This window comes from Enterococcus sp. DIV0213h, from assembly GCF_051711285.1.
Classification (GTDB): Bacteria; Bacillota; Bacilli; order Lactobacillales; family Enterococcaceae; genus Enterococcus_D; species Enterococcus_D casseliflavus.
On the sequence record NZ_JBIOMH010000001.1, the window covers coordinates 3,155,486 to 3,178,515 of the forward strand.

Genomic DNA, 23,030 nt, shown 5'->3' on the forward strand with positions numbered 1-23,030 from the left:
AAAGAGAAAATAATTTTGAATTTTCAGAAAAGACTACCAATTTCTTAACGTTCGTCATTTCGGCATTTTTTCAAACAGCCAGCGAGAAATTTCATTGTAAACGATCTCGCGGTTGCGCTCATTCAAAATCTCATGACGGCCCTGTTCAAGCAAATACATCGTCACGTCAGCATTTTGCTTCAGCTGCTGAGCCAATTGGCGGACGCTTTTGCCATAGTGACCCACAGGATCATCTGCACCTGAAATCAAGAGCAGCGGCAATTCTGGATCAATCCTGCGCAGTTGATCCGGATCACTGGCAGCTTGCGTCAATGTAAAGAGATCCTTGTAAGCCGCTAAGGAAAAATGAAATTGCGTGTAAGGGTCCTTCAAGTAGCGATCCACTTGTTGCGGATCACTGGTCAACCAATCCTTGGCGGTCCGATTGGGACGAAAACGCCGGTTGTGCTGGCCAAAAACCAGCTGTTCCATTACGTGATAAGGCCATTGCTGAGCGGCAAACGGGCGCAACAAGCTCGTAACGAGTTTGCCTCCTTGCATCAGCACGGCTTTTTCCATCGTGGTGCCCATGATGATCGCTCCTGACAATGGATGTGGCTGACTAAACAAATAATTTCGCAACACCAGCGACCCCATACTGTGCCCTAAGATAAAGTATGGTCGGTCTGGGTAGCAAGCAGCTGCGTACTGATGGACCACTCCCACATCTGCCACTAAATAGTTGGCGCCCTCTTTTTCACCAAAATGCCCATAGGCCTGTGTTTCTTTCACGGATTGCCCATGCCCTAAGTGATCATGACCGACCACCGCATAGCCTTGCGCAGTCAAACATTCCGCAAACTCGTGGTAACGTTCAATGTGTTCGATCATTCCGTGAACGATTTGCACGACTGCTTTCGGCTGTTCTTCTGGCAGCCACGTTTTGACAAAAAGCTGATCCTTCCCATTTGATGAAGTCAGCTTTTCTTGATTCATCCTCATAGTTCGCACCTCTTTTGCTTTTTCTTTTCCCTTCGCCAAATAAAACGGTCGTTTTCTTTATTATACATGGAAATCATCGGTTCGTAGATACACCTTCGAAAAAGCAAGCTAATAAAGACAAATGCAGCGCTTTGTCCAAGAAAAAATCTTGAACAAAGCGGCACTTGCCTTCTCTCAGAGCAAAAACTCTGTTGACGCGTTTTCTTATCAAACCAGTCCGTAGAATGACTGTGAGTTTTTCAATTCCTAAAATTAATCGATCTGGGGAACATGAAATTGATCGTTGATAGCTTTGATCTCATCCAAAGAAGCTTTGGGTTTTCGCTCATAGGTCAGTAGTCCATTGATTTCCTGCTCGACATCTGTTAATTGGGTATAACAGAATCCCCATAAACCAACTGATTCATATACCGCATCCATAATCCGCTGGTAGTCTTTTAAAAATGCGACCTCATTGCTGACAGAAGTATAGCCCCAACCTGGTCTTCCCGAGACATCAAATCCGATGCCGCCAAACTCTGTCAGCAAAATGGGTTGTCCCGCATAACTGAAACCTTTAGCAAAAATCGGCCATGCATTTGAGATTCGGTGGAGCAGATCTTCTCGCGTTCGCAAACTTTGCTTGAAATAGGCATACTTTTTCGTTTCATGCTCATTGCCATGAGCATAGTTATGGATGCCACAGATGTCAGTTTCCGTCATCGCCCAACCATCATTAGAAATCACCAAACGCGTCTCATCCAATGAATGGATATAATGATATATGGCTTGTGAAAAATGCTGTTGCTGCCGGTTCCAAGCAATAGACGGCACTCCCCAGCTTTCATTGATGGGAACCCAAGTTACGATCGAAGGATGATTAAAATCACGAGCAATGATCTCCGTCCACTCCTGCATCAATCGCGATACTGAATGCTCATTGTAGATCGTCGGAGCAGCACATTCTCCCCAAACTAGAAAACCCAATCTATCTGCCCAATATAAGAAGCGCGGATCCTCGGTTTTTTGATGCTTCCGACAACCGTTGAACCCCATTTCTTTCGCGAGTACAATATCTTTCTTTAACGCCTCGTCCGTTGGCGCTGTGAGCAACCCATTAGGCCAGTACCCTTGATCTAAAACTAGTTTTTGATAGTAAGGACGATTATTCAAATAAATCATGCCGTTTTCCGTATGAATCTTACGCATCCCAAAGTAACTTTCAACGATATCTGCTTGGGCATTTTTGCCAGTTAGAATCAGCTTTACAGAAAAAAGATTCGGTGTTTCTGGTGTCCATGACCAGCCATTATTATGAAAGTTCGTGCGAAAAATATACTCTTGGATCAATTCCGACTCAAACACAACTTTGCGTTCATTCATTTCAATAGTCCCTGCGACAACACGTGTTTCGCCAAAGGTAATCTCATAAGACAAATTCAAGTTATCCAAGAGTTGGCTGGCGTTGGCGGTTATTTCCACTTTTCCTTCATCAAATTTTGGCATAAATTTTACCGATTCCAAATGGACGAGTGGAACAACCTCCAACCATACAGTCTGCCAGATACCGGTTGAATTCGTGTACCAGATCGCCTGAGACTCTTCTTCCCAAAACTGCTTTCCACGGGGAATACTCTCATCATCGTGAGGATCATAGGCCCGAACCGTCACGTTTTGGTAAGTGTCAGCGTGTAATTGATCGGTGATATCTACATGAAAAGAAGTGTGTCCGCCGATGTGATGTTTGACATGCTGCCCATTGATATAGATATCTGATTCATAATCGATGGCCCCAAAATGCAGGAGCACTCGTTCTTCCGACTGCCAGTTTACTTCAAATTTACGAGAGTACCAAACGATGTCATGTACCTTCCGTTCACCTATGCCACTCTCTTGGCTTTGATAGACAAAGGGGACCGTAATTTTTTTTTGAAAAGCCGTTTGATTCTCGAACCAACGGGCCTGGATCCCTACATTGTCATCATCATACATAAACAGCCATTCCCCATTCAAGTTTGTCCACTCTTTACGCACAAATTGCGGACGAGGATATTCATTTCGTTTCATACCTTTCACTCCTTGTTTGCTTTTTTATAACAGAAGCAGTTGCGGTTGACCGAAGACGGCGCAGACAGCAATATGCTGATAAAAAAACGCTTGCTTCTTTTTGTAGTTTTTTTAGTAGGTACCAGTCACTGTTCATCAATTGGTACTAGGATATTTAACCCGCCAACTATTTAACTAATTAGTTAAATCAATTCAATTGTTGTTATCCTTTAAATTTAACGTAACACTCGTTGCAAACGCTGTCAACATCATGCTATACTACTTTTGTAAAAACAACTATGTAGTTAATCCTTAAGTAAATATAAGGAGAATTTTCCGCAATTAAATTAACTTAAAAGTTAAAGAGGTGTCAGATGGAACTTGATTTAAGCAAAGAAGCTCTGCCGATCTATGAAGCGTTGGCTAGTCAAACAAGATTAAGCATGCTCCGTTATATCGGCAATGAGAAAAAAAGCATCAGTGAAATTGCTCAAGCATTGCAGATCAGCAATGCAATCACCACACGGCATGTACAGCAGATGGAGGATGCTGGTCTACTCGATTCCGAACGGGGAACGGGAACCAACCGCAACAAGAAGCTCGTTTTTTTGAAAACTGATGATATCTATATCCGTTTTCCGGCTAGGATCAATCAACCATATAAAGCACATGCTATCGATTTGAATATCGGTCATTTTACAGATTTTTCGGTAAAGCCAACTTGCGGTCTTGCAACTGTCAGAGACGTTGTCGGCAAACCGGATGACCCCAAATATTTTCTGGATTCTGAACGCGTAAATGCTGGTTTGCTCTGGTTCAGCAAAGGATTTGTTGAATACAAAATCCCCAATCTTTTGCAAGAATCTGAGACTCCAGAATTGTTGGAGATCAGTCTGGAACTCGCCTCTGAATTTCCCCTCTCAAACAATCTGTGGCCCAGCGATATTTCGATTTTCATCAATGATGTAAAAGTCGCTGTTTATACTGTTCCAGGAAACTTTTCTGATACAAGGGGACGCTACACACCGCTATGGTGGAACGACCGCTTTAGTCAGTATGGTTTACTGAAACACCTGCGGATCAATAAACAAGCTGCGACAATCGATGGCGAAGTTTGTTCAAACGTCACTATTGACGCACTTCATTTGTTCGACTCCCCATTTATCAAACTGCGTTTAGCCATCGAAAAAGACGCAAAAAATCAAGGCGGGTTGACTTTATTCGGCAAAGGGTTCGGCAACCATAATCAAAACATTCAAGTCGATCTGTATTATTCAGAATAATGATTCACAAAAAAAAGACCAAGCACCTCGATCAGCAGGTACTTGGTCTTTACATAGGATTACGCTGTGGCAAAAATGCGTTCGATCAACTGCATCACTGCTCGGACTTCTTCGTTTTTAACGATAGGTTCGGCACCGTTGCGTACAACGTTGTAAAAATTCTTGTAGAAAGGTTCAAAATCCGCTTCGGCTTTCGGGAAAGGAATTTCTTTGGCTGCCAATTCCGATGGGGGTGCCATCGTTTTCGTCAAGCCGACGCCTGCTTGGACTGGTTTTGGTGCTGCCACATCTTCGCGACCTGTTGCTTGCACCATTTCCCCATTTAAATCCCAATCGGTGATGGTGGCTGTTCCTTCTGTTCCTTTGATGTACCAGCGAGGCAATTGCGTGTAATTGGAGGTTCCAACTTCCACGATTGCTTTGACCCCATTTTCAAAGGTAATCAAAGCGAAGAACCCATCATCGACTTCTTCCCCCAACACAAAGCTAAGATCCGCTTTAACATCTTTCACTGGACTGTCGATCAGCCATAGCATTTGATCCAGCAAGTGAACGCCCCAGTCTAAAAGCATTCCCCCACCTTGTTTTTTCACATGGCGCCAGTCTCCTGGGATGCCGTTTGCCCCTTGGACCCGTGACTCTAATTGGAACAAATCACCGATCTGTCCATTACGGTACAGTTCGCGTACAAGTAGAAAATCAGGATCCCAACGGCGGTTTTGGTGAACCATAAAGGTATTGCCAGTTTCTTGGGCAACCGCCACGATCTCATCTAGTTCCGCAGTATTCAGCGCAACAGGCTTCTCGCAAACAACATGTTTGCCGGCTTTCAACGCAGCGATCGATAACTCTTTGTGCAAGTCATTAGGTGTGGCGATCAATACTGCTTCGATCGTCTCATCGGCTAAGACTTCATCATAGCTTTTAAAGATCTTATGGCCTTTTTCTTGGGAGATCGCTTGACGTTCTTCATTGATATCGTAAGTTCCTACGATGTGGATTCGTTCGTTTTCATTTGGTAAGATATTGTGGACATGGTACGCACCCATGCCGCCATATCCGATTACTGCAAAATTGATTGCACTCATGTCTGACACTCCTCGGTTTTCTTCTTATGCCCACCACATGGATGAAGCTTCTTCACGGATCATAATCGTCTTCAAGTTACTGATGGCACGAGTCAGTCCTTCATCAATGGACATGATTGGATCTTCATGTTCAATACTCAAGACATAATCATACCCATAAATTCTAAGCGCAGAAATAATATCTGACCAGACTTGTAAGCTGTGGCCGCAACCGACTGAACGGAAGGTCCAAGCTCGGTTTTTGACATTGCTATATGGTTGCATGTCCGTCAAGCCATGCATGTTGATATTGTCTTGGTCCAAATACGTATCTTTGGCATGGAAGTGATGGATCGCATCGGCTTCCCCTAAGATTTTGACCGCTGCCACTGGGTCGATCCCTTGCCACCATAAATGACTTGGATCCAAGTTACAGCCGATGGCTTTACCCGCAGCATCCCGCAGTTTCAACATCGTATAAGGGGTATGTGCCAAAAAGCCACCATGAAGTTCGATCCCAATTTTAACACCAGCCGCTTCCGCTTCCGTGTTGATGCCTTTCCAATAAGGAATCAGTTTTTGTTCCCATTGATAATTATAATTGTCATCGTATTCCGTTGGCCATGGCAATACTGGCCAGTTGACTTGTGTATCTGTTGCATTTCCGCCTGAAACGCCTGAAAATCCATTCACAACAGGTACATTCATTAAGCTGGCTAATTTGATGGTTTTGCGCAAAAGTTCATCGGCTTCTTGCGCTTCTGCTTTTAATGGAGAGATTGGGTTGTTGTGACAGCTCAAAGCTGAGATTTCCAATCCTTTATCAGCTAATTTCGCTAAGTATTCTTTTCGCTCTGCTTCACTTGCTAGTAAACGGTCAATGTCTAAGTGGGCATTGCCTGGAGAACCACCGGTACCGATCTCGACGGTTTGCAGCCCTTTTTTCGCTACTTCATCGATCATTTCTTCGAAGCTAAGTTGATTGAATAACGGGGTAAAAACACCTAATTTCATTTTCTTTCCTCCTCAATTGCTTGAAAATGCCCATATGTTGGGTAACGATTTTCTGTTGGTGCACACCAGCGAGCCGCATTTTGGATCACTTTTTGCACTTTGGGATTGTAATAGCTTGGGAATGTCTCATGACCAGGCTGGAAATAGAAGATCTTGCCATTCCCACGGCGGAATGTACAGCCGCTGCGGAAAACTTCACCACCAGGGAACCAGCTGACAAAGATCAATTCATCCGGCGCTGGAATATCAAAGTGCTCGCCATACATTTCCTCTTGCTCTAGTTCGATCCATTCGCCGACTCCTTCAACAATTGGGTGGCTTGGATTGACATTCCAGATCCGCGCATGCTGATCGTCTACTCGCCATTTCAAATCGCACGACGTTCCCATCAAGGTTTTAAAGATTTTCGAAAAATGACCAGAATGCAAGACGATCAGTCCCATTCCTTCCCATACACGCTGCTGCACACGAGCAACGATAGCATCATCGACTTCTTCGTGCGCCATATGGCCCCACCAAACCAACACATCCGTGTCAGCCAATACTTGCTCCGTCAACCCGTGTTCTGGTTCATCAAGGGTCGCCGTTCGCACTTGGAAATCATCCTCTTCTAAAAACTTGGCAATTTGACCATGGATTCCTTCTGGATACATTTTTTGGACGGTCTCATTCGTTTTTTCATGACGAAACTCGTTCCATACCGTAACGTGGATCATTGGTAGACCTCCTCTACGATGTTTTTTAATTGCAGATAATCAATCCCGCTGGCTTCTAAAGGAGCGAATTTTTGAAACGCTTCCTGCTCGACGATCAACCATGGTAGTTCTAATGCTTTAGCTGCTTCTACATACGACTTGATTGGTAAAATCCCATTGCCGATCTCGGTGCTTTCCTGCGGCTGCTCTTGCATATCTTTGATATGAACCAAGCCAACCTTCGTTTCGCGTTCCTTTAGCCAAGGTAAAACAGCCACGTTTGCAAAGGCTAACCAGTAAAGGTCGGCTTCCAAACGCAGTTGCGGATTGTCTTTGATCAGTTCATCGATCATAGATTCTCCAGCAACTTCAGTAAATTCATGGGCATGGTTGTGGTAGTAGCAAGTCAGCCCTTCTGCTTGCAACTTTTGGGTGATCTGGGTCAGCTCCGCAGCAAAGGCTTGCCATTTTTCCAAAGAATCAAAACTGGCATACGGAATCACGATCCGTTGATTGCCAATCGTTTTTTCAAAAGCGACGGTTTCTTCAAAACGATCTCGCAATGCTTCAAACGGGATATGGGAAGCCGCGACCGCCAAATCCAATTGCTCCAGTATTTCTTTGATCTGGGCAGCACTGTGTCCATGATAACCGGCAAATTCAACACCGTCATAGCCGTTTTGTTTAACTGTTTTCAACGCTTCAAAAAGATCTGTCTTGCAGTCCTCTTGAATACTCCAAAGCTGTAAAGCGATTTTCGGTTTTGTCATTTATGCTCGCTCCTTTTCTTCCAGCAGTTCTTATAGGTAGACTGGCTCACCGGTTTGCGATGATTTGTAGATCGCTTCTAAAATCTCCGTCACGACCATTGCTTCTTCAGGTTTGACCACTGGTTCGGTATCGTTGATGATCGCATGGATCCACGATTGTGCTTCTAAAATTTCTGGCGTTTCGCCGTTTCCTTCATAAAAATCAACGCCGCCTGTTTCAAGTTCGATATTTTTTTCATACAGCAAGCTGTGGTCTTCTCCGTTGATGGTCAAACCGTTGTTCATATCCGCACCCGCTTTGCTGCCCATCAGTGTCGTTTTGGCTTCTTTCACATCCAAGCTGTTGAGCGCCCAGCTAGCTTCTAAGAAAATCGTTGCGCCATCTTCCATGACCACAAAACCAAAGGCCGAATCTTCTACTGAGAATTTCTCTGGATCCCAAGGGCCCCAAGCATTTGCGGCATTTTTGGTTTGCGACAACTCATGATACGCTTTTCCGACAACAAATTTTGGTTTGTAATTGTTCATCATCCATAAGGTCAGATCCAATGCGTGGGTACCGATATCGATCAACGGACCGCCGCCTTGCGCTTCTTCATCAAGGAAAACACCCCAAGTTGGCACGGCCCGACGACGGATCGCATGAGCTTTCCCAAAATAAATGTTTCCTAATTGTCCTTCGGCGCACACTTCATGAAGATAACGAGAATCTTTTCTAAAACGGTTTTGGTAGCCGATCGTGAGTTTTTTCCCTGTTCGGTTAGCTGCTTCGATCATTGCTTTGGCTTCTGCCGCTGTTTTTGCCATTGGTTTTTCACACATGACATGACAATCCGCTTCTAGTGCGGCAATCGTCAACTCAGCATGTGAGGCGTTTGGTGTACACACATGGATCACATCTAGATCAGCTTGTGCCAACATTTCTTGATAATCGCTGAATACTTGGGCATCTTCGGTCCCAAATGCTGATTTCGCTTCAACTGCACGTTCAACCAGCAGATCACAAAAGGCAACCATTTCTACTTCTTCTACTTGAGACAAGGCAGGCATGTGCTTGCCGTTTGCGATCCCACCGCACCCAATGATTCCAACTTTAACTGTCATATCTTTCCTCCTGAAAACGCTTATTATTTTCTACCCCCTCATTATAGCGAAACATCGAAAGCAGTTCTTCCCAGTTTCCATTGAAAAAATTCCCGAAAATTATCTTATGAAACTTTAACAAAAAGAACCACTCCACAATTTATGCAAAGCGCTTAAAAAAACACTATCGAGAAAAAAATAGTGCCAAATTGACAAAAAAACAGTCGACAAGCAAAGGCTCATCGGCTGTTTCTATCAATTTTGATTCAGTTGTTTCTGGTACTGCAACGGTGATTGACCAACGGCTTCCTTAAAGACATGGTGAAATGTTTTGACACTGGCAAAACCTGCTTTTTCAGCGACTTCTGCCATGGGGATCTTTTCATTGGCCAAGATAAATTTGGCTTGATTGATGCGGTATTCCGTCAAAAACTGCATGAAGGTCTTGCCAGTATTGGTTTTAAAGAAACGCGTGAAATAATGGGGACTAAACCCTACATGTCTTGCGGTGTCCTCCATCGTCAAGACTTCTTGGTAATGAGATTCGATGTACTCAAAGACATCATTCAGACGCTGCAAGGTTTCTTTGTATTGTGCGGCCGTTCGTTTTAGCGGATTGACGGCTTGTTTGCGCTTAGGCAAACTTTGATAGCACTCCCCAATCAACTGGTAAAGCAGCCCGAGAGTCAAATAACGCTTCCCAACAACATTTTCCTCTTCCAACTGATACAACTCGATCAAGAGACCTGTTATTTTTTCCGTAAAACTCGTTGGCCAATTTTTGCTGTGGGGCTCCCCTTCTTCAAAGAGTGTCATCAAGGATACTTCATTTTCTCGAAGCAACGGCTCTTCAAAAAGCTTCATATCAAATTGATAGACATAGCGTTCACTCTCAGGCGATGCTAGAAAATAGTGGGGTTGCCCGCTGGAAAAAAGATACAGATCCCCTTCCTCCAACTCAATGATCGTATCGTCAACACCAATATTGACCGTGCCGCGCTTAGCGTAAATGATCTCGATTTCTTTATGCACATGGGGGTAAACGATGGTCAAACCATCATTTAGAAACGTTCGAAAACGAAATTCACTTTCAAATTCAGGAATTTCAAGGTACATACTCATGGCTGACCGACTCCTTCGCTCTATTCTTATTTATTATAAGCGAAAATTTGTACAAGAGAAAACCTTTTCTCAGCCAATCATAGTTTCTTCTGCTTTTTTGTGGTATCGTATTCAAGAAAAGGAGTCTTGTTTATGAATTATTATGATCAACATCTGCATACATTTTTGTCTTTTGATTCAGATGAACAGTTTGAGAATTATCTTGCTTACCAGCCTGCCTACTTCGTTGCGACAGATCATTTCGATTTGAAGAACCCCTATTCGGGATTCCGTGATGATATTCCTGACTATGAATTACTAGTAAATACCCACCAGAAGCTGCAAGAGACCACAGCGACGAAACTCTTAAAAGGCATCGAGATTGGTGTCGTGCCTGGTCAAGAACAAGAAATCTTGCGCTATCTTGAAAGCCATCCCTATGACTTGAAATTGATCAGTATCCATCAAAACGGTACCTTTGATTATATGGACGATGCCGTGTTGAACAAGGACAAATTTGCAGTCGCCAAACAATACTTTGACCAAATGGCCCACGTGTTGGACTCGTTTTCTGACGGGCACATCGTGACCCACTTTGATTATGGCTTGCGTCGTTTCCAATTTACATCTGAGGAATTGGCCGCCCATTTTGAAACAGAGTTAACGACGATCTTCAAAAAAATCGTTGCCCGTGACTTAGCGATGGAAATCAACGCGAAGAGCTTTGGCCCCTATCAAAATGCCCACCTTTATCAATATGCAATCCCGCTGTATCAAAGTGTCGGTGGTAAATTGTTCACCCTCGGCTCTGATGCCCATAAAGCCAGTGACTATCGGTTAGATTTTGCAGCGATGAGCGATCTATTGCGTTCCTTTGGTGTCAATCAATTAGCGGTCTTTCAAGGTAGCGAACGGTTTATGGCGGATCTGCCTGCTCAATAGCGTCACCTTTGAATGCACTCTACAACAACACATTTTCAATAAATGGACAAAAAAACGGCGAACCCTAAAAGGATACGCCGTTTTTGCATGTTTAGAATAGATTTACTTAGGTTATTCTGCTGCTAAAATATCTTCCTTAGCATGGATCATTTGAGTCAAAAAGTCACAATAAGGCGTTGGCACTTGGTACTTGCGGCCTTTTCGCGAGATTGCGCCATTGATATAATCGATCTCGGTTTTGCGATGATTATTGATCAAATCTTGATACATGGATGGATAGTGCATTCCGATGCCTTCTGGATCATAGGTTTCTTCAATATGGTGGACTACTTCGGATACATCCAGTTCAACAGATTCATGGGCAGCAACTGCCGCAAATTCTTCCACGATCGTTTGGACCATCGCACGCGCCGTTGAGGTTTGTCCGAATTGGGCAATATTCACATTTAAAATCGAACACAAGCCATTTAGGGTGCCGTTGACACAGGCTTTACGATAGATGGAGTAACGGATGTTCTCAGAATAAGACGCATTCAACCCAGCATCAGCCAAGACTGCCGCCAATTGACGGGCATCTTCTTCTTTCCCCGGTTCGATGTTTTGCAGTTCTACAGAACCATCCCCAAACAAGCGAACATTACCAGGACCAATCAAGTCCGCCGTCCAAATGGTATTTCCTAAAAAGATTTTATCCGTGCTGACATATTTTTCAATCGTGTCCTCATGACCGATCCCGTTTAATAAGCATAAGACTTTCGTTTGCTCTCCGATCATCGGTTTGATCGTTTGCATCATTTGATCCAGTTGCATCGCTTTAGTAAAGACTAGGATCAAGTCTGCTTGTACAGTCGTTGGGATCTCATTTTGCGAATAGATCGAAAAAGGGACTGCGATCTCTTCACCGTTTAAGTTTGCTCGTAATCCGTGTTCACGGATCGCTTCGATATGCGCAGGCCAGCCGTCGATCAACGTGACGTCATTTCCGCCTCTTTTTAGCATAATAGCAAAACGGCTGCCCATAGCACCTGCACCAGCAATAACAATTTTCATCTGAATTCCTCTTTCCTCTTCCACAATTAGGTATAGTTTACTCTAAAATCGTGAAATATGCGAGAGCCTTGCGTTTTTTCTCGATAGGAAAGAAAAAAGAACAATTGGAATAGTTAGATTTTTCAGATAATTAAAAAACAATCGTTTCCAACTCTGTCCATTCAAAAAAGCCGCACGGAAGGTGGAAAAACTGACTGAGCTAAGCCAGTTTTCGGACTCACGTGCGACTCTTTTAATTCTTCATTTCCTGTGAAACAGTTGTCGGTTTATGCAGTGACTGTTTCATTTTTTGTTGCAAAGTTTTTTAACCGTTCAGCTTTTTCTGCTTCTGTGATCCCATGTTGCTCCACGTAACGGTTGTGTTCGTGGATGGCACAATCATAGCTGCAGGCACCTAAATGGGCAGCCTGATTTTCCTCAGAAGTTAAGAATTGGCGATTGCATTCTGGGTTGGCGCAGTTTACATAGCGCTCGCAAGGTGTCCCATCAAACCAGTCGCGGCCGATGACTTTTTTATCTACATGATTGATTTCCACACTGATGCGTTCATCAAAGACGTACATTTTCCCATCCCAAAGCTCACCTTGAACTTCTGGGTCATTCCCATAAGCAAAGATACCACCATGGAGTTGGGCCACATCTTCAAAGCCTTCTCGCAGCAGCCAGCCTGAGAATTTTTCACAACGGATACCACCAGTACAATAAGTAACGACTTTTTTATCCATGAATTTTTCTTTATTATCGATGATCCATTGCGGCAACTCACGGAAGCTGCGGATATCGGGACGAACGGCTCCTCGGAAATGGCCTAAATCATATTCATAATCGTTACGGGCATCGATCACCACGGTATCTTCATCTAACAACGCTTCTTTGAACGCTTTAGGATCTAAATATTTTCCAGTCATTTCTAATGGATCGATGTCGTCTTCAAGGTTCAATGAAACCAATTCTTTACGCGGACGAACGAATAGCTTTTTAAACGCATGTTCTTCTACTTCGTCGATCTTATAAAAAATCCCTTTAAAACGGGGATCAGCTTCCATTTTTTCCATATAGCGATCCGTTGCTTCAACCGTTCCAGAAAGTGTGCCATTGATCCCTTCATTGGCTACTAAAATACGGCCCTTGATGCCAATTTCTTTTCCAAATGCTAAATGCTCCTTGGCGAAGCTTTCCGGATCTTCAATCGTTGTGTATTTATAAAATAATAAAACGCGGTATGTCAAACCAATTCCTCCTTTTTTTGCACCCTACAGTATAGGTTATCACGTGACAAAAAACGAGTTTTATGCTTGTACCTTTTCACACAATCTTTTTCTTTTATAAACAGTTTCATTGATTGGTTTTATTGATTGGTTTTATTGAGCTCTGCCACGAAAAAAGCTGTGACTTGATCCATCGTTTCTCCACGTACCAGATGGCGTTCTTCTCGCGAGATAAACTGCAAATTTGCTTCTGGATTTTCTGCCACAAAGGCTTCCACATCACCATAAGGAATTTTCTCGTCTTGGGTACCATGCCAAAACAAAAGAGGACGCTGTCCTAATTTCTCTGGTTGAGAAGACAGGGCGTAAGCATCCATCCAGCTTAAAAGCTGACCATAATCCTCGGGTACAAAGAACCCAGCAGCGCCAGCGTGCATTTGGATGCGGTCACGGTATTTCAACATGGAAGGAGAACCCATGATACAAGCTGCCGCTGTAATTTCTGGATGCTGGCACAATAAACCGCACGTGGTCATCCCTCCCATGGAGACTCCGCCAACTGCGATCTGACCGTTGACCAAACCAAGGTTTTCAAAAAAATCGACTAAGTAAGAAAACTCAAATAGATTGGTTTGGATACTTTGCCAAAAAGTTAGAGAAGGAATCTCCGATAGTTGGGTCTTGCGCTCCCCATGATTGGCTGCATCTGGCAAGACCACCCGGAAACCTTCTCTAGCCAACTTTCTGCCTTGTGTCAACACTAATTCTTTACTCGTCTGCCAGCCATGGTAGTAAATAATCAATGGCAGCGGCTCATAAATCATTTCTTCTGGTACGACTTCTAAGACCGGAATATTCCCGATTTTTCTTTTTCGAACAGCTAATTTCATTCTTTTCCACCTCAGCTTAAGTATACAAAAAGTCGCCAAAAGTGCCACTGATACGCTGTAAAAAAAGACCATACCCGAAGAGTATGATCTTTTTTTTATTTATGAATGTAAGACCGCTTCTCGAGCCAATGCCAAACAACCGAGCGTTCCAGCGTTGTCTTCCAATGCTGGGGTCACGATATATTTGCTTAACTCAGGTGTTTCGACATACCCATTGACCAATTTTGCAAATGCGTCGTGGACGTTTTGCAGCATATGGCGTTGTTTCATCACACCACCGCCAAAAATGATCACATCTGGAGAAAACATCAAGGTTGTATTGTAGGCACATTGAGCAATATAGGAGGCTTCGATTTCCCAATAAGGATCATCTTCTGCAACCTCTTGACCTTTTTTCCCTAAGCGTTTTTCGATGGCGGGTCCAGCAGCCATCCCTTCTAAACAGTTGCCATGAAATGGACAGCTGCCAGCAAAGTCATCTTTTGGATGAGGGACGACCAGCATATGCCCCATTTCTGGATGACTAAAGCCTTCGATAAAGCGCCCTTCTTGTAAGGCACCGCCGCCAACACCTGTACCGATCGTGTAATAAACGACACTACTCAATCCTTTGCCACTGCCGAAGACATACTCACCATAGGCAGCCGCATTGACATCTGTTGTCCAAGAAATCGGGATCGGAAATTCTTTTTTCATGGTACCGATGAAATCAAAATTTTGCCATGCCAATTTCGGGGTCGAGGTAATGTACCCATAAGTGGCAGAATCGCGATGGATATCGATGGGCCCAAATGAGCCAATCCCAATCCCTGCTAAATCTGCTTGGTATTGTTTGAAGAAACCAATGACTAAAGGCATTGTTTCCTCAGGTGTCGTTGTCGGAAAGCTCACTCTTTCCTTGATTGTCATTTCTTCATCGCCAATGGCGCACACAAATTTTGTGCCGCCTGCTTCAATCGAACCGTATAACATGCACATCGCTCCTTTTTTTCTAACTACTTGCTGAACTTGACGCTGCGGCATCATCTGCTTTGACGCGATCGATGGCTACCACTAATGCAATGATCAGGTCATCTAGATCTTCTTCATAGATCACAACTTCATAGGTATCGCCCCAAGAGATCCATTTTTTGTGGATCTCTGCGATCCGTTTGCCGTTGCGGTTGACCACAAAATCCATATCCCACCAATTGCCATCCACATCGATGCCTTCTGCACTGATGGAATAGCGGGCTTTAAAAAATGTGAAATGTTTTTCTAAAACGATCGCTTCTTGGCCGTGGACTTCCACATAAAATTTCGGTAATAAACTGAACACTTTTTTGGTGATCTCCGCGATCGGTCGCTGCTGCTCATTGAAGATCGTAAAACTTTTCGGGATCTTAAAAAAACTGCCTTCGACATAATAGCGAGGGTTTTGTAAATCATCAGTGACGGTAAATTTTTCACCGATGCTGAAAACCTTCTGTTTGATGTAAAGTTTCTTCAAATGCTACACTCCTTTCTCTTTGACATCGCCCGTATTGATCACCGGCTGCGTGCCTTTATCGGTAATGATCGATACCAATAAATTATTGATCAGTTGGACTTTGCGGTCATCTGTGAAATTGATGTCCTGTCCGTCTTCGATTTGTTCTAACGCCATTTGTGTCATGGAGACGGCCCCTTCAACAATGATTTGCCGTGCTGATAAAATTGCTTTGGCTTGTTGGCGCTGCAACATCGCACTAGCGATCTCAGTCGCATACGCGAGGTGATTTAAGCGGGTCTCTATGACTTCGACCCCAGCAACAGCCAATCGTTCTTGCAATTCTTTTGCCAGTTCTTCAGAAACTTCATTGGTATTGCCTCGCAACGTCAGATCATCGTCATTGAACGTGTCATACGGGTATTGCGTCGCAATATGACGAATCGCTGTTTCACTTTGGATCTCAATGAAATCTTGGTAATAATCGACATCAAACAATGCTTTCGCCGTATCTACGACTTTAAAAACCACCACCGCCGAGATCTCGATCGGGTTTCCGTCTGAATCATTGACCTTCAACAGCGAACTGTTAAAGTTACGGACTTTCAATGAAACATTGATTTTTTGGGTTAAGGGGGTTGTCACGAACAAGCCGTTGTCTTTAATGGTCCCTAAATATTGCCCAAAAAAGAGGATCGCTTTGGCTTGGTTGGGCTGTACGATCGTTAACGAACTAAGGAAAAGAAACGAAACGATCCATAAAAGAATACTGAGAACGATTTCGAGAACGCTCTCATTTACGAACCCATGATAAAACAAATAACCGCCGCCAACTAATAACCCGATCAGCACAACCAGTGCTAAATACCCATTCACATGAAATGTCTGTTTTTCTGTCATTTTTATTCCTTCCCTTCTTGCTCTTATCTTACCTTGGTTAAAGCCGCTGTGCAAATGTTCTTGCGCATATCAGGGACGATTCCCAATCAAGCTATTTTGTTTTCTGCAACTTTCCCGTTACAATTAAGGTAGGACAAAATTTTTCTCAAAAAAGGGGTAATTCTTATGGCACAAAAAATTGACTTAGAAACGAGTAAATGGTCGTTGGAATCGATCATTAAAACGGTCGGCACCGATCTTTCCTCTGTTGTAGAGGTACAAAACAAAGATGGCATTGATGTTGTAGTGATCTCGAAAGACGAGTGGCAACATCTTTTGGAATTACTCGATGCACGTCATGCAGAAGGCTATCGGTTGGAACAAGAGCTTCCTGAAGAAATTTTAGTTGACGTTGCCGATACCGACAACCAATACACCGAAGAAGGCGAGTTAGAAATGGAGCTGCCTGAGCGTGTGCATCCAGCACCTGATTTTGAACTGGATTCAGAAGAAATCGTTGAAAGTGATGACGTACTAGATTAAACAAAAAAGCAAAACGGCCACGGGCACGTTTTGCTTTTTTTATAGCTCTTTTTCCTGCTTTTTGGTAATGACTGCTTGCAATCGTTCGATAGCAGGCTGCAATTCTTGCTGTGCTTCTTCTTCGGGTTCTAACTCTGCGCACCGTTGCAGTCGCTCTAACCACATCTCTGGTTCTTTGACGCCCAACTGACCAATGGCCCAATAAGCCGTTCCTCGAATCACTGGGCGCACGTCTTCTGTCGCACAGCGCCAAATCGCTGGCAAGGCACTGCGGTCTCCCACATTGGCTAAGGCGATGATGGCATTACGCTGCAGCGGTTTTTTCCCCCGCCAAGAGCCAGATAGATGGCCAAATTGTTCTTTGAAGGCTTTGTTTGATAAAGACAGCATCGGTTGCAGTTTTGGATAAACGGTATCGACTTCAGGCTCCATCTCTTGATGAAAATGGAAGTCCTTCCCCCGATTATAAGGGCAGACCAGCTGACAAATATCGCAACCGTAAATCACGTTATGCATCTTTTTGCGGTACTCTTCTGGCATCATGCCCTTCGTCTGGGTTTGATAGGACAAACAGCGCTGGGCATTCATCCGACCATCGCCCAATAACGCTTTGGTGGGGCAAGCCGTCACACAACGCATGCAATCCCCACAACCAAACGGGACTTCTTCATCTGGTTCAAGAGAGATATTAGTGACGATCTCCCCGAGATAAACAAACGAACCAAATTCTTCTGTGATCAGCAAGCCATTACGACCGATAAAGCCAAGACCCGCCCGCTGCGCTGCCGCCACATCCACCAATTCCCCTGTATCGACTTGCGGTGCGAAACGCCATTCAACTTGTTCTTCCATCGTTTGCGCTTGTTCTTTGATAAAGGCGATCAAGCGATCCAACCGTTCTCGCAAAATATCATGGTAATCGATGCCCCACGAGGCACGGGCAAACATCCCACGTTTTTCATCCCGCGGGACTTTCTCTTTGATTTTTGTCGGATAAGCTAAAGCGATCGCAATGATCGTTTGCGGATTTTCAAATGTCCGTTCAGGATAGATCCGCTCTTCGATCACGGGATGCTCAAAACCAGAGGTATGGCCTTTGGCTTTTTGTTCCCGCAAGGAAGGCTCCAATGCTAAAAACGGCTCCGCTGAAGCAAACCCGATCTTGTCGATGCCAAGCCGCTTGCTTTCTGCAATAATTTTTTCTTTTAAAGACATACTCGCTACCCTCTTTTGTCCGCTAAGCATCTGCTTCTCGGCTTTTTCTCTTCCCCTATTATACGTAAGCACCAGAAAAAAGTCGATGGTGCGGTTTGTTCCCCCAGTTTTTTTCTTTCTTTAAAAGAACACGTGTTGATTGTTTAAGATTTTAATTAATTTTATCGCTATTTTCCTCGCAACGATTGCATTGCCTTTTTCGAATGCTAGACTAGATAAAGGAATCAGAAAGAAATGAACAAATGAAATGGAGATGCTTATGACTCAATTACCCACCGGCTTGACTGCAGCAGAAGTCGCCAAGAAAACCCAAGAAGGGCTGCACAATGATTATGAAACCAAAACCAGTAAATCAACTGCTGCGATCATCAAGGACAATTTACTGACGTTATTCAATTTTCTCAACCTATTGATTGGCGTTTTTTTATTTGCCGTAGGCGCCTATTCCAACATGTTCTACTTAGCGATTATTTTTGTGAATATCACCATTGGGATCAGCCAAGAATTGCACGCACGTAATTTAGTAAAAAAACTCTCACTTGTTTCACCGCAAACGGTACGAGTGATTCGAGATGGTCAAACCCATGAGATTTCAGCCAAAGAATTGGTCTTAGAAGACTCAGTCATTCTTGGTGCTGGGGACCAAATCCCCGCTGATATGACGGTGCTTTCTGGACTAGTCGAAGTCAATGAAGCGATGCTGACTGGTGAAGCCGATCTGGTTGTCAAAGAAGCAGGTGCTTCCTTACTCTCAGGAAGTTTCATCGTCAGCGGTGAAGTGACAGGAAAAGTCATTCATGTCGGTGCTGAAAACTACGCAGCGAAACTAAGCAATGAGGCGAAGGTCCACAAACCGATCCGCTCTGAGCTGCTTGCTTCGATCCGTAGTGTGTCCAAATTCACTAGCTATGTGATCGTTCCTTTAGGGGTGATTTTGTTCTTCCAAGCCTTTATGATGCGAGATGCTGGGATCAAGGAATCCGTCGTCGTTTCTGCCGCTGCCTTATTAGGAATGTTACCAAAAGGACTTGTCCTGCTGATCAGTATCGCCTTGACGACAGGTGTCATTAAATTGGCCAAAAAACGGATTTTGGTCCAAGACATGTATGCCGTTGAAACCCTGGCGCATGTCGATACCCTTTGTCTGGATAAGACGGGGACGTTGACGGAAGGCCATATGGTTCTCGAATCGATCGTTCCTCTCCAAGCCGACAGCGACCCTAACATGCTCTTAGGGAATTATTTGGCAGCCAGCACAGATAACAATTTGACGATGCAAGCATTGCGTCAAGGCTGCCCTGAGCTAACGGATCATCAGCCGATCGAAGTCGCTGCCTTTTCTTCACAGCGCAAATGGGGTGCTGTAGCTTTTGAACATCTAGGAAATGTCTATCTTGGCGCACCTGAAAAAGTCGCTGGCTCTGCTGCCTTGCCGCAAGTCAAAGAAGCGCAAGAAGCAGGTCTGCGGGTGTTGATTTTAGCTGTAGAGACCGATCCAAAAGCGCCAGCATCCTTTGACCCAAGCAATGCACAAGCGGTGGCAGTCTTGATTTTATCTGATATCATCCGCCAAAACGCTGAAGAAACCTTGGCTTACTTAGCCGATCAAGGCATCGATCTAAAGGTGATCTCTGGCGATAATCCAATAGCTGTCGCAGCGATCGCCCATCGTGCAGGTCTTGCGAATGCCGATCAAGCCATCGATCTTTCTACCTTAACGACCGAAGCAGAAGTCCGAGAAGCTGCGACACGCTATACGGTCTTTGGTCGTGTGACCCCTGAACAAAAGAAACTGCTTGTCCAAGAATTAAAAGCCAATCAACGGACCGTTGCTATGACGGGCGATGGCGTCAATGACGTGTTGGCGCTGCGGGAAGCCGACGTTAGTATTGCGATGGCTGCTGGCGACAGTGCGGCTCGTCAAATCGCTAACTTTGTCTTATTGGATTCTGACTTTACTACGTTGCCAGATGTTTTATTTGAAGGACGCCGCGTCGTCAATAACGTCACCAAAGCGTCGGGGATCTTCTTTATCAAGACGATTTACAGCTTCTTGCTCTCTTTGGTTTGTATCCTGACATCCAGCGCCTTTCCGTTCTTGCCAATCCAAATCACATTGATCGACTTAGCAATTGAAGGCTATCCTTCTTTCTTCCTTTCCTTTGAAGAAAACAAAGCACCGATCAAGGGGCGCTACTTGCCGACGGTCTTGCTCAATGCGTTGCCAAACGCCTTGTTGGTGTTAGTCAATTACTTTGCGATCCGCTTTTTACAAACCGACTACGGTTGGTCGCAATTTGATACGACGACCTTATTGTACTATTTGTTGATCGGGATCAGCTGTATCGCTGTGATTCGCGCTTGCTTGCCATTAAATCCATTGCGATTGTTCTTAGCGATTACCACTACCGTGGGGATCTATGTCGCAGCAATGCTTTTCCACGGATTGCTGGAAGTCGGTTTCTTGACCGCCGTAACCTTGCCTTACTTCCTTGGCATGATGGCATTGAACATCTGCCTGTACGTGGGGCTTTCTTTCCTAACGAAGCGCTTTTCAGCCAAAGTGCTCGTTAAACAATCCTAATTGATTTTGCAGCATCGCTCTTTCTTGCTTTGTCCAGAAAGACGATGCTGTTTTTTTGTCCTCTCCATAGGTGCAACCATACAAGAAGAAAGAAATTTGGTATACTGAATCTGTAGGCGGTTTCAACAAGGACGGTGTTTCTTTGGAAAAGGCAACCACCTTGTCAAACAGCCAAATTTAATCAGAAAGTGTTGGTGAAATTGGATGAAAAAAAGTATTTTACTCGTTTCTCACAGTCAGCAACTCACCGAAGGATTAAAACAGATGATCGAAGAAATGGCTGACGGCGAGTCAGTCACGATCTATTCTTTAGGCGGGACAGCAGAAGGAGAGCTGGGTTCTGACGCCACGAAAATCGTGGATGCCGTCAACGAATCCGCAGATGCTGAACTGATCTTAGTCTTTGCCGATCTAGGCAGTGCCGTTTTGAATGCCGAACTTGCATACGACATGCTGGAACCTCAGCAACAAGAACGCTATCACCTGATCGACGCGCCGCTGGTGGAAGGTGCCTTTGCTGCAGCGATCACCGCTGGTTTCAGTGATGATTTGGCACAAATCGTTGCAGAAGCAAAAAAAGCAGCCGAGAAAGGATGGCATGAAGCATGAAAAAAATCATTAATGATCCCTCAATGATCGTAGAAGAAATGTTGGCTGGTATCGTAGGCAGTTATCCTGAACTGGTCCATCAAGTCGCAGACTCACGGGTGATTGCTAAAAATAATCAAAAAGAACAAGTCGGTCTTGTTTCTGGTGGTGGGAGCGGACATGAGCCGGCCCATGCTGGCTTTGTCGGTGATGGGATGCTTAGCGCCGCCGTTTTAGGCGATGTCTTCACCTCCCCGACCCCCGACCAGATTTTGACGGCTATCCAAGATTCTGATCAAGGACAAGGCGTCTTGCTGATCGTCAAAAACTATACTGGCGATATCTTGAACTTTGAGATGGCCAAAGATATGGCAGAAATGGAAGAGATCACGACGGAGATCGTGGTCGTGGATGATGATATCGCTGTTGAAAATAGCACCTATACTGCTGGCAAACGAGGAGTTGCCGGTACGGTCTTAGTCCACAAGATTTTAGGCGCAGCTGCTCGTAATGGTGCCAGCTTAAGCGAATTAAAAACACTGGGCGATGCCTTGGTTGCATCGATCAAAACCATCGGGGTCGCATTAAAAGCGGCAACAGTTCCTGAAGTTGGGAAACCAGGTTTTGACTTAGCCGATGATGAGATCGAGTATGGCGTGGGCATCCACGGCGAACCTGGTTACCGTCGTGAAAAACTGAAACCCTCACGTGAACTAGCACAAGAGTTGGTGGAAAAAATCTTAGCGGATTATGAAAAGACCCCAGAAAAAGTCGGTGTCTTGATCAACGGTATGGGTGGTACGCCGCAAATGGAGCTGTTCGTTTTTGCCAATGATGTCGCGAAATTACTCGCAGAAAAAGACATCCCTGTCTCCTTCCATAAAGTCGGCAATTTCATGACTTCCATCGATATGCAGGGACTTTCACTGACCTTGATCGACTTCAGCGAAACGGATCACACCGATGCGTTAAATGAAGCCGTCACAACAATAGCCTGGTAAAGGAGCGAATAGAGATGCAATTGACAACAGAAACGGTGCAAGCATGGTTAGATACCTTCACAAAAGAAATCGAAGCAAACAAAGCCTATTTGAGCGATTTAGATACACCGATCGGCGACGGAGACCATGGCAACAATATGGCACGCGGCGTAGCTGCTTATCAAGAAGCTTATGCCAAACAACAGCCAACGACGATCAGTGATACCTTTAAAGTCTTCTCGATGGCAATGATCTCAAAAGTCGGCGGCGCTTCAGGTCCCCTTTATGGTTCGGCGTTTATGAATATGACTAAAGCAACGAAGGAACTAGAAACGATCGACTCCTTTGAACAATTAGGTACGATCGTTGAAGAAGGCTTGACGGGCATCAAAATGCGGGGAAAAGCTGAGTTTGAGGATAAGACCATGATCGATGTCTGGCAACCTGTCGCAGAAGCCTTGAAAAAAGGTGAATTGACCAAAGACACGATCGAAGCAGCGAAAGAACATACCAAAGAACTCGTTGCTAAAAAAGGCCGCGCCTCTTATGTTGGTGAACGTGCCATCGGTCATATCGATCCCGGATCGGCTTCTAGTGCGATTTTGTTTGACTCACTATTAACGGTGATAGAAAAGAATTAAAAAACGATGCTCTTACAAAGCAC

Annotated in this window: 22 protein-coding genes; 7 read left to right on the top strand and 15 right to left on the bottom strand. The window is 44.5% G+C overall.

What is annotated here, in order from left to right; genetic code table 11:
• Window positions 1-54 precede the first annotated feature (54 nt).
• Window positions 55-981 (bottom strand): alpha/beta fold hydrolase, encoded by a 927-nt coding sequence (locus tag IGI77_RS14750; protein WP_086337885.1) that lies wholly within the window; start codon window positions 979-981, stop codon window positions 55-57.
• A 252-nt stretch (window positions 982-1,233) separates the two neighbouring features.
• Window positions 1,234-3,027 carry a glycoside hydrolase family 2 protein gene (locus IGI77_RS14755; RefSeq protein WP_213336305.1) on the bottom strand — a complete coding sequence of 598 codons (1,794 nt, stop codon included), beginning with the start codon at window positions 3,025-3,027 and terminating at the stop codon, window positions 1,234-1,236.
• 353 nt (window positions 3,028-3,380) lie between these two features.
• Between IGI77_RS14755 and IGI77_RS14760 the strand changes: the two genes are divergently transcribed.
• A complete protein-coding gene (locus IGI77_RS14760; RefSeq protein ID WP_438770274.1) occupies window positions 3,381-4,289 on the top strand; it encodes an ArsR/SmtB family transcription factor in 909 nt (302 codons plus the stop codon).
• Window positions 4,290-4,348: 59 nt separating this feature from the next.
• On the opposite strand, the gene IGI77_RS14765 is transcribed toward IGI77_RS14760, so the two are convergent.
• From IGI77_RS14765 to IGI77_RS14790, 6 genes are all read right to left on the bottom strand, one after another.
• Complete coding sequence (locus IGI77_RS14765; protein WP_010749991.1) at window positions 4,349-5,377, bottom strand: Gfo/Idh/MocA family protein; 1,029 nt, start codon at window positions 5,375-5,377, stop codon at window positions 4,349-4,351.
• Between the two features lie 24 nt (window positions 5,378-5,401).
• Window positions 5,402-6,370, bottom strand: coding sequence for a sugar phosphate isomerase/epimerase family protein (locus tag IGI77_RS14770; protein ID WP_438770275.1), 969 nt, complete (start codon window positions 6,368-6,370; stop codon window positions 5,402-5,404).
• The gene (locus IGI77_RS14775) at window positions 6,367-7,086 is read right to left on the bottom strand and encodes a ThuA domain-containing protein (RefSeq protein ID WP_005228207.1); all 720 of its coding nucleotides are present in this window, start codon (window positions 7,084-7,086) and stop codon (window positions 6,367-6,369) included. Before IGI77_RS14775 ends, IGI77_RS14770 begins: the two co-directional genes overlap by 4 nt.
• The gene (locus IGI77_RS14780; protein WP_438770276.1) at window positions 7,083-7,835 is read right to left on the bottom strand and encodes a sugar phosphate isomerase/epimerase family protein; all 753 of its coding nucleotides are present in this window, start codon (window positions 7,833-7,835) and stop codon (window positions 7,083-7,085) included. Before IGI77_RS14780 ends, IGI77_RS14775 begins: the two co-directional genes overlap by 4 nt.
• 30 nt (window positions 7,836-7,865) lie before the next feature.
• Window positions 7,866-8,939 carry a Gfo/Idh/MocA family protein gene (locus IGI77_RS14785; RefSeq protein ID WP_005228203.1) on the bottom strand — a complete coding sequence of 358 codons (1,074 nt, stop codon included), beginning with the start codon at window positions 8,937-8,939 and terminating at the stop codon, window positions 7,866-7,868.
• Between the two features lie 234 nt (window positions 8,940-9,173).
• On the bottom strand, window positions 9,174-10,040 hold the full coding sequence (locus IGI77_RS14790) for an AraC family transcriptional regulator (RefSeq protein WP_060791484.1): 867 nt from the start codon (window positions 10,038-10,040) through the stop codon (window positions 9,174-9,176).
• A gap of 132 nt (window positions 10,041-10,172) precedes the next feature.
• Between IGI77_RS14790 and IGI77_RS14795 the strand changes: the two genes are divergently transcribed.
• Window positions 10,173-10,961 (top strand): PHP domain-containing protein, encoded by a 789-nt coding sequence (locus tag IGI77_RS14795; RefSeq protein WP_438770277.1) that lies wholly within the window; start codon window positions 10,173-10,175, stop codon window positions 10,959-10,961.
• 111 nt (window positions 10,962-11,072) lie between these two features.
• Here IGI77_RS14795 and IGI77_RS14800 read toward each other — a convergent pair whose 3' ends face one another.
• The 6 genes from IGI77_RS14800 to IGI77_RS14825 form a co-directional block, all read right to left on the bottom strand.
• Window positions 11,073-12,011 carry a 2-dehydropantoate 2-reductase gene (locus tag IGI77_RS14800; RefSeq protein ID WP_005228196.1) on the bottom strand — a complete coding sequence of 313 codons (939 nt, stop codon included), beginning with the start codon at window positions 12,009-12,011 and terminating at the stop codon, window positions 11,073-11,075.
• 266 nt (window positions 12,012-12,277) lie between these two features.
• Window positions 12,278-13,240: an oxygen-dependent tRNA uridine(34) hydroxylase TrhO gene (gene trhO / locus IGI77_RS14805; RefSeq protein WP_010749997.1), complete on the bottom strand. Its 963-nt coding sequence runs from the start codon at window positions 13,238-13,240 to the stop codon at window positions 12,278-12,280.
• A 119-nt stretch (window positions 13,241-13,359) separates the two neighbouring features.
• Complete coding sequence (locus tag IGI77_RS14810) at window positions 13,360-14,109, bottom strand: alpha/beta fold hydrolase (RefSeq protein WP_438770278.1); 750 nt, start codon at window positions 14,107-14,109, stop codon at window positions 13,360-13,362.
• 99 nt (window positions 14,110-14,208) lie between these two features.
• Window positions 14,209-15,081 (bottom strand): fructokinase ScrK, encoded by an 873-nt coding sequence (scrK, locus tag IGI77_RS14815; protein ID WP_010749999.1) that lies wholly within the window; start codon window positions 15,079-15,081, stop codon window positions 14,209-14,211.
• Between the two features lie 19 nt (window positions 15,082-15,100).
• Entirely contained in the window at window positions 15,101-15,598 is a 498-nt protein-coding gene (locus tag IGI77_RS14820; RefSeq protein WP_438770279.1) for an LURP-one-related/scramblase family protein, read from the bottom strand.
• A gap of 3 nt (window positions 15,599-15,601) precedes the next feature.
• Complete coding sequence (locus IGI77_RS14825; protein ID WP_010750000.1) at window positions 15,602-16,477, bottom strand: SPFH domain-containing protein; 876 nt, start codon at window positions 16,475-16,477, stop codon at window positions 15,602-15,604.
• A gap of 165 nt (window positions 16,478-16,642) precedes the next feature.
• Here IGI77_RS14825 and IGI77_RS14830 point away from each other — a divergent pair, with 165 nt between their 5' ends.
• The gene (locus tag IGI77_RS14830) at window positions 16,643-16,999 is read left to right on the top strand and encodes a hypothetical protein (RefSeq protein ID WP_005228172.1); all 357 of its coding nucleotides are present in this window, start codon (window positions 16,643-16,645) and stop codon (window positions 16,997-16,999) included.
• 39 nt (window positions 17,000-17,038) lie between these two features.
• Here the strand turns inward: IGI77_RS14830 and queG are convergent, their stop codons facing one another.
• Window positions 17,039-18,214, bottom strand: coding sequence for a tRNA epoxyqueuosine(34) reductase QueG (queG, locus tag IGI77_RS14835; protein WP_005228165.1), 1,176 nt, complete (start codon window positions 18,212-18,214; stop codon window positions 17,039-17,041).
• Between the two features lie 259 nt (window positions 18,215-18,473).
• On the opposite strand from queG, the gene IGI77_RS14840 reads away from it, so the two are divergent.
• From IGI77_RS14840 to dhaL, 4 genes are all read left to right on the top strand, one after another.
• Window positions 18,474-20,798 carry an HAD-IC family P-type ATPase gene (locus tag IGI77_RS14840; protein ID WP_061053300.1) on the top strand — a complete coding sequence of 775 codons (2,325 nt, stop codon included), beginning with the start codon at window positions 18,474-18,476 and terminating at the stop codon, window positions 20,796-20,798.
• Between the two features lie 204 nt (window positions 20,799-21,002).
• Window positions 21,003-21,407 carry a dihydroxyacetone kinase phosphoryl donor subunit DhaM gene (dhaM, locus tag IGI77_RS14845; RefSeq protein WP_005228160.1) on the top strand — a complete coding sequence of 135 codons (405 nt, stop codon included), beginning with the start codon at window positions 21,003-21,005 and terminating at the stop codon, window positions 21,405-21,407.
• Window positions 21,404-22,387 (top strand): dihydroxyacetone kinase subunit DhaK, encoded by a 984-nt coding sequence (gene dhaK / locus IGI77_RS14850; protein WP_010750002.1) that lies wholly within the window; start codon window positions 21,404-21,406, stop codon window positions 22,385-22,387. Before dhaM ends, dhaK begins: the two co-directional genes overlap by 4 nt.
• Before the next feature lie 14 nt (window positions 22,388-22,401).
• Complete coding sequence (dhaL, locus tag IGI77_RS14855) at window positions 22,402-23,007, top strand: dihydroxyacetone kinase subunit DhaL (RefSeq protein WP_016609484.1); 606 nt, start codon at window positions 22,402-22,404, stop codon at window positions 23,005-23,007.
• Window positions 23,008-23,030: the final 23 nt, after the last annotated feature.